This window comes from Aeromicrobium sp. CF3.5 (assembly GCF_051262695.1).
Taxonomy (GTDB): domain Bacteria; phylum Actinomycetota; class Actinomycetes; order Propionibacteriales; family Nocardioidaceae; genus Aeromicrobium.
This window is the reverse complement of sequence record NZ_JBIMEZ010000001.1, coordinates 14,658-30,828: the sequence shown is the minus strand read 5'-3', so window position 1 is coordinate 30,828 and position 16,171 is coordinate 14,658. Positions and strand designations below refer to the sequence as shown.

General features: G+C 68.0%; 12 protein-coding genes and 1 pseudogene. 11 read left to right on the top strand and 2 right to left on the bottom strand.

What is annotated here, in order from left to right:
* Positions 1-32: 32 nt before the first annotated feature.
* Both ACHAA3_RS00100 and ACHAA3_RS00095 read left to right on the top strand, forming a co-directional pair.
* Positions 33-560: an ArsR/SmtB family transcription factor gene (locus ACHAA3_RS00100; RefSeq protein WP_435706888.1), complete on the top strand. Its 528-nt coding sequence runs from the start codon at positions 33-35 to the stop codon at positions 558-560.
* Positions 557-1,645, top strand: a pseudogene (locus ACHAA3_RS00095) (MFS transporter); the annotation flags it as partial. The gene ACHAA3_RS00100 and the pseudogene ACHAA3_RS00095, both read left to right, overlap by 4 nt.
* A gap of 117 nt (positions 1,646-1,762) precedes the next feature.
* Here the strand turns inward: ACHAA3_RS00095 and ACHAA3_RS00090 are convergent.
* Together ACHAA3_RS00090 and ACHAA3_RS00085 are read right to left on the bottom strand one after the other, a co-directional pair.
* Positions 1,763-2,506 carry an HAD-IIA family hydrolase gene (locus ACHAA3_RS00090; protein ID WP_435707565.1) on the bottom strand — a complete coding sequence of 248 codons (744 nt, stop codon included), beginning with the start codon at positions 2,504-2,506 and terminating at the stop codon, positions 1,763-1,765.
* 44 nt (positions 2,507-2,550) lie between these two features.
* Positions 2,551-3,420, bottom strand: coding sequence for an oxidoreductase (locus tag ACHAA3_RS00085; protein ID WP_435706887.1), 870 nt, complete (start codon positions 3,418-3,420; stop codon positions 2,551-2,553).
* 67 nt (positions 3,421-3,487) lie between these two features.
* Between ACHAA3_RS00085 and ACHAA3_RS00080 the strand changes: the two genes are divergently transcribed.
* The 9 genes from ACHAA3_RS00080 to ACHAA3_RS00040 all read left to right on the top strand — a co-directional run bounded on the left by ACHAA3_RS00080 (position 3,488) and on the right by ACHAA3_RS00040 (position 16,098).
* Positions 3,488-4,267 carry an enoyl-CoA hydratase/isomerase family protein gene (locus ACHAA3_RS00080; RefSeq protein WP_435706886.1) on the top strand — a complete coding sequence of 260 codons (780 nt, stop codon included), beginning with the start codon at positions 3,488-3,490 and terminating at the stop codon, positions 4,265-4,267.
* Between the two features lie 123 nt (positions 4,268-4,390).
* Positions 4,391-7,447 carry a hypothetical protein gene (locus ACHAA3_RS00075; protein WP_435706885.1) on the top strand — a complete coding sequence of 1,019 codons (3,057 nt, stop codon included), beginning with the start codon at positions 4,391-4,393 and terminating at the stop codon, positions 7,445-7,447.
* A 28-nt stretch (positions 7,448-7,475) separates the two neighbouring features.
* Positions 7,476-8,507 carry a hypothetical protein gene (locus ACHAA3_RS00070; RefSeq protein WP_435706884.1) on the top strand — a complete coding sequence of 344 codons (1,032 nt, stop codon included), beginning with the start codon at positions 7,476-7,478 and terminating at the stop codon, positions 8,505-8,507.
* A 157-nt stretch (positions 8,508-8,664) separates the two neighbouring features.
* Positions 8,665-9,444, top strand: coding sequence for an electron transfer flavoprotein subunit beta/FixA family protein (locus ACHAA3_RS00065; protein ID WP_435706883.1), 780 nt, complete (start codon positions 8,665-8,667; stop codon positions 9,442-9,444).
* A 13-nt stretch (positions 9,445-9,457) separates the two neighbouring features.
* On the top strand, positions 9,458-10,405 hold the full coding sequence (locus ACHAA3_RS00060) for an electron transfer flavoprotein subunit alpha/FixB family protein (protein ID WP_435706882.1): 948 nt from the start codon (positions 9,458-9,460) through the stop codon (positions 10,403-10,405).
* Between the two features lie 305 nt (positions 10,406-10,710).
* Positions 10,711-12,345, top strand: coding sequence for a peptide ABC transporter substrate-binding protein (locus ACHAA3_RS00055; protein WP_435706881.1), 1,635 nt, complete (start codon positions 10,711-10,713; stop codon positions 12,343-12,345).
* Between the two features lie 120 nt (positions 12,346-12,465).
* A complete protein-coding gene (locus ACHAA3_RS00050) occupies positions 12,466-13,407 on the top strand; it encodes an ABC transporter permease (protein ID WP_435706880.1) in 942 nt (313 codons plus the stop codon).
* Positions 13,400-14,410 (top strand): ABC transporter permease, encoded by a 1,011-nt coding sequence (locus tag ACHAA3_RS00045; RefSeq protein ID WP_435706879.1) that lies wholly within the window; start codon positions 13,400-13,402, stop codon positions 14,408-14,410. The genes ACHAA3_RS00050 and ACHAA3_RS00045 overlap by 8 nt, the downstream gene beginning before the upstream one ends.
* Complete coding sequence (locus ACHAA3_RS00040; RefSeq protein WP_435706878.1) at positions 14,407-16,098, top strand: dipeptide ABC transporter ATP-binding protein; 1,692 nt, start codon at positions 14,407-14,409, stop codon at positions 16,096-16,098. Before ACHAA3_RS00045 ends, ACHAA3_RS00040 begins: the two co-directional genes overlap by 4 nt.
* The last annotated feature ends 73 nt before the right edge of the window (positions 16,099-16,171 follow it).

Sequence of the window (16,171 nt, the reverse complement as noted above, 5' to 3'; positions counted from 1 at the left end):
GCAAAAAGATCTTTGCGGTTTACGATCGATGCATGTCGTTCACGTCGAAGCAGGTCGAGGATCTCGACACCCTCAAGGCCGTGTCGCACCCCATCCGGATGTCGCTGCTCGCAGCGCTGCGGACGCACGGTCCCGCCACGGCCTCCGAGCTCGGTCGCCGGATCGAGCAGTCGAGCGGGTCCACGTCATATCACCTGCGCCAGCTCGAACGCTTCGGCTTCGTCGGCGACGACACCGAGCAGCCGTCGGGCCGCGAGCGTCGATGGCGGGCCCTGCAGGACTCGACGCGACTGCCGACGTCGCTGGCTGCCCTGCCGGGGGGACACATCTACCTGGACGCGGTGCGACGGCGGCAGCAGGAGTACCTGCTCGAGGGCCTGAACGCGTGGACCGAGAACGACCCCGGGCTCGGACACTCCGACTACCTGGTGCGCCTGGAGCCCGATGAGATCGACCAGATGATGGACGAGATCGGGGAGGTCGTGAGTCGCTACGCGGGTCGCTCGGGTCCGCTGACCGCGGCGGTGCACGTACTCGCGCTGCCCGCAACGCGCGCATGAGTCTGGTCCATCGGTTCTGGCTGCTCACGGCGCTGCGGTGGCTGCCGACCGGATTGATCCTTCCTGTTCTCACGCTGCTCCCGCTGGATCGAGGATTGTCCCTGCAACAGCTGGGAGGAGTCTTCGCCGTGCAGGGCCTCGTCGTGCTCGCCCTCGAGCTGCCGACCGGCGGGTTCTCCGACTCCATCGGCCGACGCCCGGTCGTGCTCGCCTCGGCGGTGATCGCCCTGGTGGCGTACGTGGCGTTCGCCCTCGCTCAGGACGTGCTGTGGTTCGCGGTCGCGATTGCGACGATGGGCGTCTTCCGTGCTCTGGACAGCGGCCCCCTGAACGCCTGGTTCGTCGACCGGGTGCACGCGGAGGTCGAGGCGCCCTCGGTGGCGGTGACCCGGGGGTTGTCGGGAGCCTCGGCCGTGACGGGCTCCTCCCTGGCCGTCGGCTCGCTGTTGGCCGCGGCGCTCATCGCCTGGGCCCCGATCGACCGATCGTGGTTGCTCGCCGCTCCGTACTGGGCGGCCGCGCTCCTGGCCGGCGTGCAGCTGATCGCCACACTCCTGTGGATGGACGAGGACCGTCCCGCAGACGGCCCTCGCCTGCTGACCTCGATACGACGCACCCCACGCACGGTGGCCGAGGGGGCAGCGCTGCTGGTCCGGTCCCGGGTGCTGGCGGCCCTGGTCGCTGTGGAGCTCTTCTGGGGCTTTGGCATGTCGGGCTTCGAGATCCTCATGCCTGTGCGGTTGTCGGAGCTGCTGGGCGACCGGGAGGACGCCGCTGCCGTTCTCGGGCCAGCTCTGGCCGGTGCCTGGCTCTGCTCGGCACTGGGGTCACTGGCCGTGCCCGCCCTCGCCCGGGCCTGGGGTGCCGCGCCGGTCTCGGTGGCGCTCCGGCTCGTCCAGGGCGCCACGGTCGTGGGCATGGGACTCGCCTTTGGGCCGGTCGGCCTGATCGGGGCGTTCCTCGCGACCTACGCCGTCCACTCGGCCGCGGGCGTGCTGTACGAGACGCTGCTGCACGAGCAGGTCGGCTCAGCCCACCGTGCCACGGTGCTGTCCCTGGCCTCCATGGCTGCGCAGCCTGCGGGCTCTGTCGGGGCGATCATGCTCGGTGCCATCGCCGCGGGCTGGGGCTCGGGCGCGGCGCTGATCCTCGCCGGTGTCGTCCTGGCTCTGGCCGCACCGCTGTTCCTGGTGCGCCCGAGGTCAGGGGACGAGCGGCACGATGTCCGCGATGGAGTCGTAGATCGCGGACGGTCGGAACGGAAAGCGCTCGACGGCCGAGGCGGGAGTCGAACCGCTGAGGACCAGGAAGGTGCGCAGGCCCGCTTCGAGTCCTGACAGCACGTCGGTGTCCATGCGGTCGCCGATCATCACGGTGGTCTCCGAGTGCGCCTCGATCTGGTTGAGCGCACTGCGCATCATGAGCGGATTGGGCTTGCCGATGAAGTAGGGCTCGACCCCGGTCGCCTTGGTGATCAGGGCGGCGACCGATCCGGTGGCCGGCAGGGAGCCCCCGGGGGAGGGGCCCGTGACGTCGGGATTGGTCGCGATGAACCGCGAGCCCTTCTCGATCAGCTGGATGGCGCGCGTGATGGCCTCGAAGGAGTACGTGCGCGTCTCGCCGAGCACGACGTAGTCCGGCGCGGTGGTGGTCATGGTGTAGCCGACATCGTGCAGCGCGGTGGTCATGCCGGCCTCGCCGATCACGTAGGCAGTGCCGTCGGGGCGTTGCTCGGCCAGGAATCTGGCTGTGGCCAGGGCCGAGGTCCAGATGGCGGACTCGGGCACGTCGATGCCGGCGGCGCGCAGTCGGGCGCGCAGGTCTCGCGGCGTGAAGATCGAGTTGTTGGTCAGGACCAGGAACTTGAGACCGCTGGCACTGAGCCGGGAGATGAACTCGGCGGCGCCGGGAATCGCAGTGTCCTCGTGGACCAGCACTCCGTCCATGTCGGTGAGCCAGGTGTCGATCGGCTTGGCCTCCACGGGGGCGCTCACCGGACGACCAGGGGGAAGGTGGTGCCGGTGCGCTGCTCGGAGATGTCCCAGAGGTCACGCGCGACGTCGGAGCTCTGTGCCTGTGTCGACCGGGGGTTGGGTCCGGGCGCGCCGCGCGTGCCACCGAGCCTGGTCGGCCCGATGTAGCTGGCTGGTGGCAGGTCGGCGGTCGCGGCGTGCACGGTGGGCCGCGAGCCGAACTCGGCACTGGTGGCCACGACCTTGTTCGCGATCCACATCAGCTTGTTCATCAGGGGATTCGCATGGTGGGACTGCAGGTTCGTCGCCGAGTACCCCGGGTGGGCGGCGTGGGCGACGACTGCCGAACCCGACTCACGCAGGCGCCGCTGCAGCTCGAGGGTGAACAGCAAGTTGGCGAGCTTGGACTGCTGGTAGGCACGCGAGGGCGTGTAGGCGCCGTCGAGATCGAGATTGTCCAGACGCACCTGGGGTCCGTGGTGCAGTCCCGAGGAGATCGTGACGACCCGGTCGGTGACGTGGGGGAGCAGCAGGTTGGTGAGTGCGAAGTGACCGAGGTGGTTGGTACCGATCTGGCGCTCGAAACCGTCTGCGGTGCGGCCCTCGGCGACCATCATGATGCCCGCGTTGTTGACCAGCGTGCGGATCGGCCTGTCCCAGTCCTCGGCGAACGAGCGCACCGACGACAGGTCGGCCAGGTCGAGCTCGCGCACCTCGGTCGAGCCGTTGATCGTGGCGGCGGCCGCGCGGCCCTTGGCGATGTCGCGGACCGCCAGGACGACGTGCGCCCCACGTGCGGCGAAGGTTCGGGCGGCCTCGAGGCCGATGCCGGAGTTGGCGCCGGTGACGACGACGGTGTGACCAGTCAGATCCGCAGTATCGCTCATGAGACCACGGTATCGGTCCGGTCGGGGCGGTCCTATGCTCGACGTGATCTATCAACGTGGAGGACACATGCCCGAATTCGTTTCACTGCAGGTCGACGACGGGGTCGGAACCATTCGACTGGATCGTCCCAAGATGAACGCACTCGACGCCCAGCTCCAACGCGAGCTGATCGAGGTCTCGATCGAGGCGGACGAGCGTGCCGACATCGGTGCGGTGGTCGTCTACGGAGGCGAGCGGGTCTTCGCCGCTGGCGCCGACATCGTGGAGATGGGCCAGATGTCCTACCAGGACATGGCTCGCCACTCGCACCTGCTGCAGAACTTCACCAAGGCGCTGGCTGCCATCGGCAAGCCCACCATCAGCGCGATCACCGGCTTTGCCCTGGGTGGCGGCCTCGAGGTCGCGCTCGCGACGGATGTGCGATTCGTCTCCGACCAGGCCAAGCTCGGCCAGCCCGAGGTGCTGCTCGGTGTCATCCCCGGCGCGGGCGGAACACAGCGTCTCGCGCGCCTGGTCGGCCCGGCCAAGGCCAAGGACCTCATCTACACGGGTCGATTCGTCGGCGCCGATGAGGCGCTGACCATTGGCCTGGTCGATCGTGTCCTGCCGGCCGACGAGGTCTACCCCGAAGCTGTGCGCTGGGCCCAGCAGTTCACCGGCGGACCTGCCCTCGCGCTGCGGGCAGCGAAGTCTGCGATCGACCGTGGCCTGGAGGTCGACCTGGCTACGGGGCTCGAGATCGAGCGTCTCGAGTTCAGCGCCTTGTTCGCCACCGACGACCAGGCCGCCGGCATGCAGTCCTTCGTGGAGAACGGTCCGGGCAAGGCCTCGTTCACGGGTCGGTGAGGAAATCGAGGTCCTGGGACGTCCCAGGACCTCGGCAGGCCCGTTTCGCGATGAGCCGGTGTGACGGCGCTTACATGAGGCATACTGACCGCACCGATAAGACAGCGCTTCAAAGGTGGAAACATGTCGGACTCCCAGTCCAGCAGTTCGTCCGGTTCTCGTCGCTTCGATCCGCTGCAGGCGGCTGCCGAGACCATGCGCGAGCCCGAAGCGTCGGAGGTGGCCGAGTCCGTCGACGAGGGCCGCGACGGCGAATCCGGCGAGCTGAGCCCGCGCGAGCGACGCGCCTCGGCCCGGATGGCTCGACAGAAGGCTGCTGAACGGCGGCGTGAGGAGCGAGCCGCCGCGAAGGGTCGCAGCAGCTCGAAGGAACGCGGCAAGCGCCGCCAGGACGATGCTCCCGAGCCGGTCGAGGAGAAGTCGCTGACCGAGAAGCTCGCTGACGCGCGGCGCCCGGTCACCGACGATTCCCCCGCGGTCGAGCACTCTGCTGCCGATGAGACGGCACCCCACGACACCGTGACGGACGACACCGTGACGGACGGTCGACGCGTCGACGCCTCGGCCGACGTGACCGAGGAGCACGTGCGCGAGGCCACAGCGGCTTTCGACCTGCCGGCCTGGCCAGCGCCTGTCGAAGCGCAGGACCAGCCGTTGCGTGAAGAGCCGCCGAACGTCTCGTCCTTCGCCGACGATCTGAACGCCGAGAACGAGCAGTCCCCCGCATCGGCTGAGCGGCCGGTCGAGGAGCCGCCACGCCCATCTCCGGCGGCTGATACGAGCCGTTTCGGCGGGATCATGACGGCCTCCCAGCTGGCCGATGACCCAGCACCTGCGGGTCAGGCGGGTCCAGCCGAGTCGGACGACCTCTCGGCTGAGTTCACGCCGGAGCCCGAACCCGAGTCGGTGCCCGAGCCCGAACCCGAGTCGGTGCCCGAGCCGGAGCCGGCACCGGAGCCGGAGCCAGCCGCGGAGCCCGAACCGTCCGGCGAGCCGGTGGCGACGGCGGACGAGCTCGACGAAGGGATCGAACCCGAGGAGCCCGACGCAGGAGTGGTGCAGGCAGACGTGACGCAGGAAGGAGCAGCGCAGACTGACGAGGCACCGACTGACGACGCACCCATCGAGGAAGCACCAGTCGAGCAGCTCCAGGTCGACGAACCTCCGGCCAGGGAGCCCGCAGCACCCGAACCCACCATCACCTCGTCGGTGTCCTTCGCCGAGAAGTTGGCTGCGGCCAGTGCCGCCGCGCAGGGCCGCGTTGCGGCCGCGCGGGCCGAGGCAGCTCGTCTCATGGAGGACGCGGCTCGCGAACGTGCCGACGTGGCGGCGCGTCTGTCGGCGGACGAGGCGGCCCAGCGTGAGCTGGCGAGCCAGAAGCTCAGGGCGGCCGAGGAGGTCGCCGCGGAGCGTGTGGGTGCCGCTCGGGCCGAGGCTGACCGTGTTGCGGAGGAGATCGAGCGTGAACGGGCCGCGGCCAACACCAAGATCGCCGAGCTGCAGCGCGAGGCCGATGAACGGGTGGAAGCCGCTCGTGCCGAGGCCGAGCGTCAGGCGCAGCGGCGCATCGACGAGGCGACCACGGAGGCCAAGCGGCTGACCGAGGAGTCCGACCAGCAGACGCGTGCGATCGCCGAGCAGAAGCTGAGGGAGGCGGAGGAGGCAGCCGAGATCGCTGCAGGCCGCCGTCTGGAGGCAGCGGAGTCCGACGCACAGCGCCGCATCGAACAGGCCACGGCTGAGGCGCAACGTGTTGCTGCTTCGGCCGCGGCCGATCGCGACGCCGCAGAGGCGCAGCTGGCCCGCGAGCGTCGCGATGCGGACAACCGACTCGCGGAGGTCAAGGCCCAGAGCGAGCAGGTGGTGCGGGAGGCGGACCAGAAGGCGGCCGAGCATGTTGCCGCGGCCCGGGCCGAGGCCGACAAGGTTGCCACGCAGGCTGCCGCCGATCGCGATGAGGCGCAGCAGCGGCTTGCCGCTGAGCGCGAGGAGGCCGAGACGCGACTCGCCGAAGTACGGGCCGAGTCCGATGAGATCGTGCGGGAGGCCGAGAAGAAGGCCGCCGAGCACGTGGCCGTGGCACGCGAGCAGGCAGAGAAGGTGTCGGCCTCGGCGCAGGCCGACCGTGAAGCCGCGCTCGCCCAGCTGGCTGCAGAACGCGAGGAAGCCAACGCCCGGCTGTCCGAGGTCAAGGCCGAGTCCGAGCGCATCGTGGCCGAGGCCGAGAAGAAGGCCGGACAGCACGTCGATGCTGCGCGTGCCGAGGCCGAGAAGTTTGCCCAGGAGACCGCCTCCGAGCGTGTCGCCATCGCCGTGCGCGTCGCCGACGCCGAACGCGCAGCCGAGGAGAAGCTGGTGGCGGCCAAGGCCGACGCCGATCGCATGGCGAATGAAGCCCAGCAGCGCCATGACGAGGCGGCGGCCGGACTCGAGCGTGAGCGCGACGAAGCCAAGGCGATGGTCGAAGGGGCCAACGAGGAGGCTCGTTCGGTGGTGGCTGCCGCCGCCGCAGAACGTGAGGAGGCCGCTCGCAAGCTGGCGGAGGCCGAGAAGGAAGCCGAGTCCAAGGTGCGCGCCGCCCAGGTCGAGGCCGAGCGGGTCGCGGCCAACGCCGCGGACTCCGAGGCCGCTGCCGAGCGGGCCAAGGTCGAGGCCGACCAACGCATCGCCCAGGAGGCGGATGCGTCGCACCGGCGGGTCGAAGATGCGCTGGCCAAGGCTGACAAGGAAGCCGCAGAGCGGATCGCCTCAGCCGAGGCGGAGGCCCGCAAGATCGCGGAGCAGGCCGATCGCCAGGCTCGCGATCGGGCTGCGTCAGCAGAGGCGGAGGCCCGGCGCGTGTCGGAGCAGACCAAGATCGAGGCTCAGGACCGCATGTCGCAGGCCGTTGCCGCTGCCCGCCGTGCAGCGGAGGAGAAGCTGCAGGAGGCAGAGCGGACCGCCATGGAGTGGATCGCGGCTGCCGAGGCCGAGGCCGACCGCGTGGCACAGTCCCACATCTCCGCGGCTCACTACCCCTCGAACCAGACGTCCCTCGCCGCGCCACCACCGACGGCCGAGGAGTACGTGGACGAGCGCGAGACTCCCAACGGTGACTCCGAGAAGCAGCCCGAGGAGGTGAACGACGAGTCCGGGGCACTTGCCGCCCCGACCAAAAAAAGAGTCATCCGTCGACGATGAGCTGAACCAACCATCCCCGGCCCCGTCGGTGGCATCAGCCCCGAGGACTGCTCTGCAGTCGGATCGGGAACGCTTCGAGCAGGCCCTCAAGGCGGCGCGAGCCGCGAACGATGCCGAACGGGCCGCGGCTCTGGCCGAGGCCACTCCTGCCGTGGCCGCCCACGAGGCGGCAGCAGAGGCTGCGGCGACTCAGGCCGCGACGCCTGCGCCGGAGGAGACCACACCCGGTGACACCAAGGCCGATGATCGCGAGCAGCGTCGCGACGAACGCCGTCGCGTCAAGGCTGAGCGCACCGCCGCGCGCGCCGAGGCCAAGCAGCAGCGGACACAAAAACGTGACGCGGCCAAGGTCGAGCGCGAGGCTGCCAAGGCAGAACGGGATGCCGTCAAGGCAGAACGGGATGCCGCTCAGCAGGCGGCCGCTGTCGCTCCCGACGTCGAGGAGCCGACCCCGACCGAGACCGGCACCGATGACGTCGACGGGGACGTCGACGGGGATGAGCAGACTGCGCTGATCGCAGCAATGCCCGAGCACACCGACGTGGTGGCCGAGCCTGACACGCCTGAGGCTGACACCAGCGGTGCGCCCACCAGCAACGAAGACATCGGTGACAACGAAGACATCAGCGATGACGAGCAGACAGCTCTGACCGAGGAAGCCGCCCCCGAGCGCGAGCCAGGACATCGCGCAGACCGGACACCCGACGACTCGATCGTCGAGCCGCCGCCGGCCCTGCCTGTGGCACAGAAGAAGAAGTCCACGACCAACGAGAAGATCGGCGTCCTGCTGGTCGGGCTCGGAGCGCTCGGTCTGCTGTGCTCGGTCGTGCTGGCTGTCGGCGCTCTCCTGGCCGCGATCGAGGTCGACGTCGATGCGGCGTTCGCGGGCGCGGTCTCTGACGTCTGCGACGCGCTGGTGGGCCCGCTGAGTGGTCTGTTCTCCTTCTCCGGCGAGAACGCCGAGGCCCGCAACGATCTGTTCGCGCGGGGGATCGGATCGATGATCTACCTGGCGATCGGACTCTTCCTTCCCTCGGTGGCGCGTCGCCACGAGCGCTGATCATCGACCACGTGTGACCGATCCCATGCCTCGACTCATCGCGCCCACTGCTACCAGTAGGTAACATCGTGATGAAGAAGGGCTGCTCGGTCTGTCGGCTCCGACAGTGGCAGAGTGGGCCCCGACATCAGTCATCTGACCAACAGGAGGGTCCCTCGTGACCAAGATCGTTGTCGCTGTCAAGTATGTGCCGGACGCCACCGCGAACCGCACCTTCAGCGCGGACAACACCGTCGATCGTGAGGGCGTGGACGGCTTGCTGTCCGAGCTCGACGAGTACGCGGTCGAGCAGGCGCTGCAGGTCGTCGAGGCCGGAGAGGGAGAGGTCACGGTCCTGACCGTCGGCCCCGCCGACGCCGCCGACGCCGTGCGCAAGGCATTGCAGATGGGCGCCCACGCCGGCGTCCACGTGCAGGACGACTCGATCGCCGGTTCGGACGCGTTCGCCACCTCGCTCGTGCTGGCCAAGGCCATCGAGAAGCTCGACTACGACATGGTCTTCTTCGGCATGGCGTCCACCGACGGTGGACTCGGCGTCGTGCCGACCCTGGTCGCCGAGCGTCTCGGCCTGCCGGCTGTCACCTACGCCTCCGAGATCACGGTCGACGGTGACACCGTCAAGATCCGTCGCGATGGCGACACCGCCACCCAGGAGATCGAGGCCTCGGGCAAGCTGCTGGTCAGCGTGACCGATCAGACCGGTGAGGCCCGCTACCCGTCGTTCAAGGGCATCATGGCGGCCAAGAAGAAGGACGTCCAGGAGTGGACGTTGTCCGACCTGGGTGTCGATGCCGGCGATGTCGGCCTCGACAACGCCTGGACCAAGGTCGAGTCGTACGAGCCCCGCCCGCCGCGCACCGCCGGCGAGATCGTCACCGACGAGGGAGACGGCGGCACCAAGCTCGCCGAGTTCCTCGCCTCCAAGAAGTTCGTCTGAGAAGGGCTGAGACATGTCTGAAGTACTGGTACTGATCGATGCCCCCGACGGCAAGGTGACCAAGCCTTCCTTGGAGCTGCTGACGATCGCCCGTTCGATCGGCGAGCCGTCTGCGGTCGTCTTCGGCGACTGCGACACCACCGTGCTCGGTGAGTACGGCGCCGAGAAGATCTACACCTACGACGACGCCGCGTACGCCGAGTACCTGGTCGCCCCCAAGGCCGAGGCGCTGGCCCAGCTGGTGGCCGACAAGAGCCCGGCTGCCGTGCTCGTCGGCGCCAGCACCGAAGGCAAGGAGATCAGCGCCCGCGTGGCCCTGAAGACCTCGTCGGGCTGGATCAGCGACGCGGTCGACGTCTCGGTCGACGGCGACACCATCACCACCACGCAGTCGGTCTTCGCTGGCAACTTCACGGTGCAGTCGCAGGTCACCCAGGGTGCCCCGGTCATCACCGTCAAGCCGAACTCCATCACCCCCGAGGCCGCCTCGGGCGCGGGCGCAGTCGAGGCGATGACCGCCGAGATCTCCGCCGCGGCCAAGACGGCGAAGATCACTGCGAGCAAGCCCAAGGAGTCCTCAGGACGTCCTGAGCTGACCGAGGCTGCCATCGTGGTCTCGGGCGGTCGTGGCACCGGTGGTGACTTCACCGAGGTCGAGGGCTTCGCCGACAGCCTCGGCGCTGCGGTCGGCGCGAGCCGCGCTGCGGTCGACTCGGGCTGGTACCCGCACAGCTTCCAGGTCGGCCAGACCGGCAAGACGGTCTCGCCGCAGCTGTACGTCGCCAACGGCATCTCCGGTGCGATCCAGCACCGCGCCGGCATGCAGACGTCCAAGACGATCGTCGCGGTCAACAAGGACGACGAGGCTCCGATCTTCGAGCTGGTCGACTTCGGCGTCGTCGGCGACCTGAAGACGGTCCTGCCGCAGGCGACCGACGAGGTCAAGAAGCGCAAGGGCTGACTGCTTGCAGGTCAGCCCAGTAAGCAAGGGCTGACTGCTTGCAGGTCAGCCCAGTAAGCAAGGGCTGACTGCTTGCAAGTCGGCACCTCCCCCTTCGACGGGCGTCACCACCAGGTGGCGCCCGTCGTGGCGTGTCCGCACGGTTCGATGGGGCCAGCAACGGTGGTTCCAGTCAGCCATTGACCAATTTGGTGACACTTCGGTTACGGAGCAGTAGGCCTCTACCCCAGACGAGTGAACAGGTGATATTCATAGGGGGCGCGTGACAGCGCGCACACCTTTTTGACACCTCAGGAGGAACCCCTATGCAACTCACTCGGCGCACACGCCTTGCGGGTATCGCATTGCTCGCCGCATCCAGCCTCACGCTGGCTGCTTGCGGCGGCGGCGGAGACGGCGGCGGCAGTGGCAGCGACCAGGTCATCTCGGTCTACGGCACCAACCCCCAGAACCCGTTGATCCCCACCGCGACCAACGAGGTCGGTGGCGGAGACCCGCTCGACAACCTCTTCTCCGGAGTCGTGGCCTACAACTCCGACGGATCGGTGTCCAACGAGGTGGCCGAGTCGGTCGAGCCCAACGAGGACAGCACGGTCTGGACCGTCAAGCTCAAGCCCTGGAAGTTCACCGACGGTTCCGACGTGACCGCCGAGTCGTTCGTCAAGGCCTGGAACTACGGCGCCAACCCGGACAACAAGCAGCTCAACAACTACTTCTTCTACCCCATCGAGGGTACCGACGAGGTCGGCAACACCACCGATGGCGCCGACACCGTCTCCGGCCTGGAGGTCGTCGACGAGTCGACCTTCACGATCACGCTGAAGGAGCCGGAGTCGGACTTCAACCTGCGCCTCGGCTACTCCGCGTACATGCCGGTCCCCGAGAGCGCCTACGACGCCGACGGCAAGATCACCACCGAGTACGGCGATGCCCCGATCGGCAACGGCCCTTACATGCTGACCGACGCCGGCTGGGAGAAGAACAAGCAGATCTCACTGGAGCCGAACCCCGACTACGAGGGAGTTCACAAGGCTCAGAACGCCGGCCTGGTCTTCAAGTTCTACAACTCGGTCGACTCGGCCTACACCGACGTGCAGTCGGGCAACCTCGACGTCCTGGACCAGGTCCCGCCGAGCGCGCTGACCACGTTCGAGAGCGACAGCGCGGTCACGGCATACAACCAGCCCGGCTCGAGCTTCTCCTCGTTCACGATCCCCGAGCGTCTCGACCACTTCGGCGACGACGAAGAGGGCAACCTGCGGCGCGCCGCGATCTCGCAGGCGATCAACCGCGAAGAGATCACCGAGAAGGTCTTCAACGGCGCGCGCACGCCCGCGTCGGACTTCACCTCCCCGGTGCTGGACGGTTGGACCGAGGACGTCGAAGGCAATGACGTCCTGGAGTTCAACGAGGAAGAGGCCAAGGACCTGTGGGCCCAGGCTGACGCCATCGACGAGTGGGACGGCAGCTTCGAGCTGGCCTACAACAACGACGGCGCCGGCAACAAGGAGTTCTCCGAGGCCGTGACCAACCAGATCTCCAACGTGCTGGGCATCGAGGCCGCTCCCAAGGTCTACCCGACCTTCGACGAGCTGCGCACGGTCGTCACCGACCGTTCCATCGAGACCCCGTTCCGCACCGGTTGGCAGGCTGACTACCCGTCGATGCTGAACTACCTCGGTCCGATCTACGGCACCGGAGCCGGCTCGAACGACGGCGACTACAGCAACGAGGAGTTCGACCAGCTGGTCTCCGAGGCCGCCACGGCCGAGGGCGACGAGCGGTACGACCTGATCGGTCAGGCCCAGGCGATCCTGCTCGAGGATCTGCCCGCCATCCCGCTGTGGTACCAGAACGCAACGGCCGTCACCACGACGGACCTGGAGGGCTTCGAGTTCAACTGGAAGGCCAAGCCGGACTACTACGCGCTGACGAAGTAGCTCGACCCGCCACGACAACGGGGGGCAGCCCGCCTCGGGCTGCCCCCCGTTGTCGTGCGGCGTACAGTGCACGATGTCGCGTGACCACGTGGCAGGTGCTTTTTTGACCCTTCGACATCCATGGAGGCTCGCGTGTGGTGGTACGTCGCCAAGCGTCTGCTACAGACCATCCCCGTCTTTCTCGGGGCGACATTGCTGATCTTCGCGCTCACCAAGCTGCGACCCGGCGATCCGATCCTTGGTCTGGCCGGTAACAAGCCCATCTCCGACGCAGTCCGCGAGGCGCTGCGCGACCAGTACCACCTCAACGACTTCATCGGCGTGCAGTGGCTGTACTTCCTGCGCGACATCGTGACCTTCAACCCCGACCTGGTGGGCCTCGACGGCCAGCCGGTCTTCGAGAAGATCGCCAACGCCCTCCCGGTCACCGCGACGCTGGCGCTGATGGCCCTGGCGATCGACGCCGTCATCGGCGTGGTCGTCGGCACCATCGCCGGTCTGCGCCGCAACGGCGTGTTCGACTCGGTCGTGCTGGTGCTGTCACTGATCCTGCTGTCGATCCCGATCTTCGTGCTCGGCTTCGTGCTGCAGTACCTGTTCGGGGTGAAGTGGGCGATCGTCTCACCCACGGTCGGCGGCAGCTACACGATCGTCGACCTGCTTCTGCCGGCGTTCGTGCTCGCGATCGCCAACATCGCCACCACCACACGACTCGCGCGCACGTCGGTGGCCAACAACCTCACCGCCGACCACGTCCGCACGGCTCGGGCCAAGGGCCTGGGCAACGTGCTGGTGATCCGCAACCACGTGCTGCGCAACTCGTTGGTGCCGGTCGTCACCTACATCGGCATCAACCTCGGCGCGCTGATGGCTGGCGCCATCATCACCGAGGGCATCTTCAACGTCCAGGGCGTGGGCAACCTCGCGTTCGGCGCGGTGACCCGAGGTGACACGCCTCTGACCGTGGCCGTCGTGTCGGTGTTCGTGATGATCTACGTGTTCATGAGCCTGATCGTCGACCTGATCTACGCCGTTCTCGACCCGAGGATCCGCTATGTCTGACTCCAGCGCGAACTCTGCGCGTACCTCTGGGCGCACGTCCGGTCGCCGCGGCCAGGAGCGCTTCGTCGCCTCGATCGAGGACACTCCGCTGCGCGAGATCGACGTCGTCGACGTCGATGCCGTGCCCGAGAGCCAGTGGCGCGAGGCGTGGAAGCGTCTGCGCCGTTCGCCGCTGTTCTGGCTGGCCACGGTGATCCTGGTCGTGCTCGCCGTCATGGTGGCGTTCCCGTCGCTGTTCACGAGCGCCGATCCCAACCAGGCCTCGCTCGGCAACCAGTTCGCGCCGCCGAGCGAAGGTCACCCCTTCGGCTACAACTTCCAGGGAGCCGACATCTGGGCACGCACGGTCTACGGGGCACGCGCCTCGGTGGCCGTGGGGGTGCTCGCCACGCTCGTCACGGTGCTGCTGGGCATCGTCACCGGAGCCATCGCCGGTTTCTACGGCGGCATCGTCGACACCTTGATCTCGCGCATCAGCGACATCTTCTTCTCGATCCCGTTGCTGCTGGCCGCGATCACCGTTCTGTCGGTGATCAACAACCTGATCCCCAATCGCACCTTCTGGACTGCGGTGATCGTCGTGGTGATGGCGCTCGCGCTGTTCGCCTGGCCGCAAATCACCCGCCAGATGCGTGGTGCCGTGCTCGAGGTCAAGAACCTGGAGTTCGTCGACGCGGCCACGGCCATCGGCGCCTCCAAGCTGGCCAACCTGCGCCGCCATATCGTGCCCAACGCCCTGTCGCCGGTCATCGTGACGGCCACGATCACGCTCGGCATCTTCATCGTGTCCGAGTCGGCCTTGTCGTTCCTGGGTCTTGGTCTGCCGCAGAACATCGTCTCGTGGGGCAACGACCTGTCCGATGCGCAGACCTTGGTGCGGTCGGGTCAGAATCTGGTCGTCATGTACGTTCCAGCCACCGCGCTGGCCGTCACCGTGCTCGGGTTCGTCCTGCTTGGTGAGGCCGTGCGCGAGGCCCTCGATCCGAAGGCGAAGAAGTCATGACCGCGTTCACGCACGAAGCGTCCACCGAGCCCCTGCTGGAGATCACCGACCTGAAGGTCGGCTTCACGGGCGAGAAGAAGTCGGTGCTGACCGCCGTCGACGGCGCCAGCCTGACCATCTATCCCGGGCAGACCGTGGCCATCGTGGGGGAGTCCGGATCGGGCAAGTCCACCCTCGCGCACTCGATCATCGGGCTGCTGCCGGGATCCGGTCACGTGATCAGCGGTGAGATCCGCTTCGAGGGCGAGCCGATCAACGACGCGTCGCGCAACCAGGTGATGGCGCTGCGCGGTTCGTCGATCGGGCTGGTCCCGCAGGACCCCATGTCGAACCTCAACCCGTTGTGGCGGGTGGGCAAACAGATCAAGGAAGCCCTGATCGCCAACGACGTGTGCAGCGGCGACGAGGCCGACCAGCGTGTCGTCGAGCTGCTCGAGGAGGCCGGGCTGCCCGATGCCGAGCGTCGCGCCCGCCAGTACCCGCACGAGTTCTCCGGCGGCATGCGTCAGCGCGCTCTCATCGCGATGGGCCTGGCGGCGCGTCCCAAGCTGCTGATCGCCGACGAGCCCACCTCGGCGCTCGACGTCACGGTGCAGAAGCAGATCCTCGACCACCTCGACACGCTGACCGAAAATCTCGGCGTCGCGGTCATGCTGATCACCCACGACCTGGGCCTGGCCGCCGAGCGCGCCGATCACCTCGTCGTGATGTACCGGGGCAACATCGTCGAGTCGGGGCCGGCGTTGGACATCCTCAACGATCCCCAGCACCCCTACACCCAGCGGCTCGTCGCCAAGGCCCCGTCGATCGCTTCGCAGCGCCTGTCCTCGGCGCGCGAGCGCACTCCGGCGGCCGAGGCGGACACGGCCAAGGTCGGTGGCTCGGACGTGCTGGTGGTCAAGGACCTCACCAAGGTCTTCAAGCTGCGCGGCGCCAAGCCGTGGCAGAAGGTCGACTTCACCGCGGTCGACCAGGTCTCGTTCCGGTTGCCGCGCGGCACCACCACGGCGATCGTGGGAGAGTCCGGTTCGGGCAAGTCCACGGTGGCGCGCATGGTGCTCGGCCTGCTGGAGCCCACATCGGGCTCGGTGGAGTTCGAGGGCACCGACGTGCGCTCCTACGCAGGCAAGTCCGACCGACTGCGCCTGCGCCGAGCCATGCAGCCGGTGTTCCAGAACCCGTACGCCTCGCTGGATCCGCTGTACTCGATCTACCAGTCGATCGAGGAGCCGCTGCGCACGCACAGCATCGGCAGCACCAAGGAGCGCGAAGCCAAGGTGCGCGACCTGCTCGACAAGGTCTCGTTGCCCACCACGGTCATGGGCCGCTTCCCCGGTGAGCTGTCGGGCGGACAGCGTCAACGCGTGGCCATCGCTCGTGCGCTGGCGCTCGATCCCGAGGTCGTCATCTGCGACGAGGCCGTCTCGGCGCTCGACGTGCTGGTGCAGGCGCAGATCCTCGAGCTGCTCAACGACCTGCAGTCCGAGCTGGGTCTGAGCTACCTGTTCATCACGCACGACCTCGCGGTGGTGCGCCAGATCGGCGATGACGTCCTGGTGATGCAGGACGGCAAGGTGGTGGAGCACGCGTCGGTCTCGGAGGTCTTCGACAACCCGAGCCAGCCCTACACGCGCAAGCTGCTCGACGCCATCCCCGGCGGGTCCATCGAGCTGTCGGCCGAAGCCTGAACGGGGCAGCCTGACTGCCCACGGGGTGGACGTCTGTGATGTCTCAGGACATCGGTGACAGTTCTGTATCAGG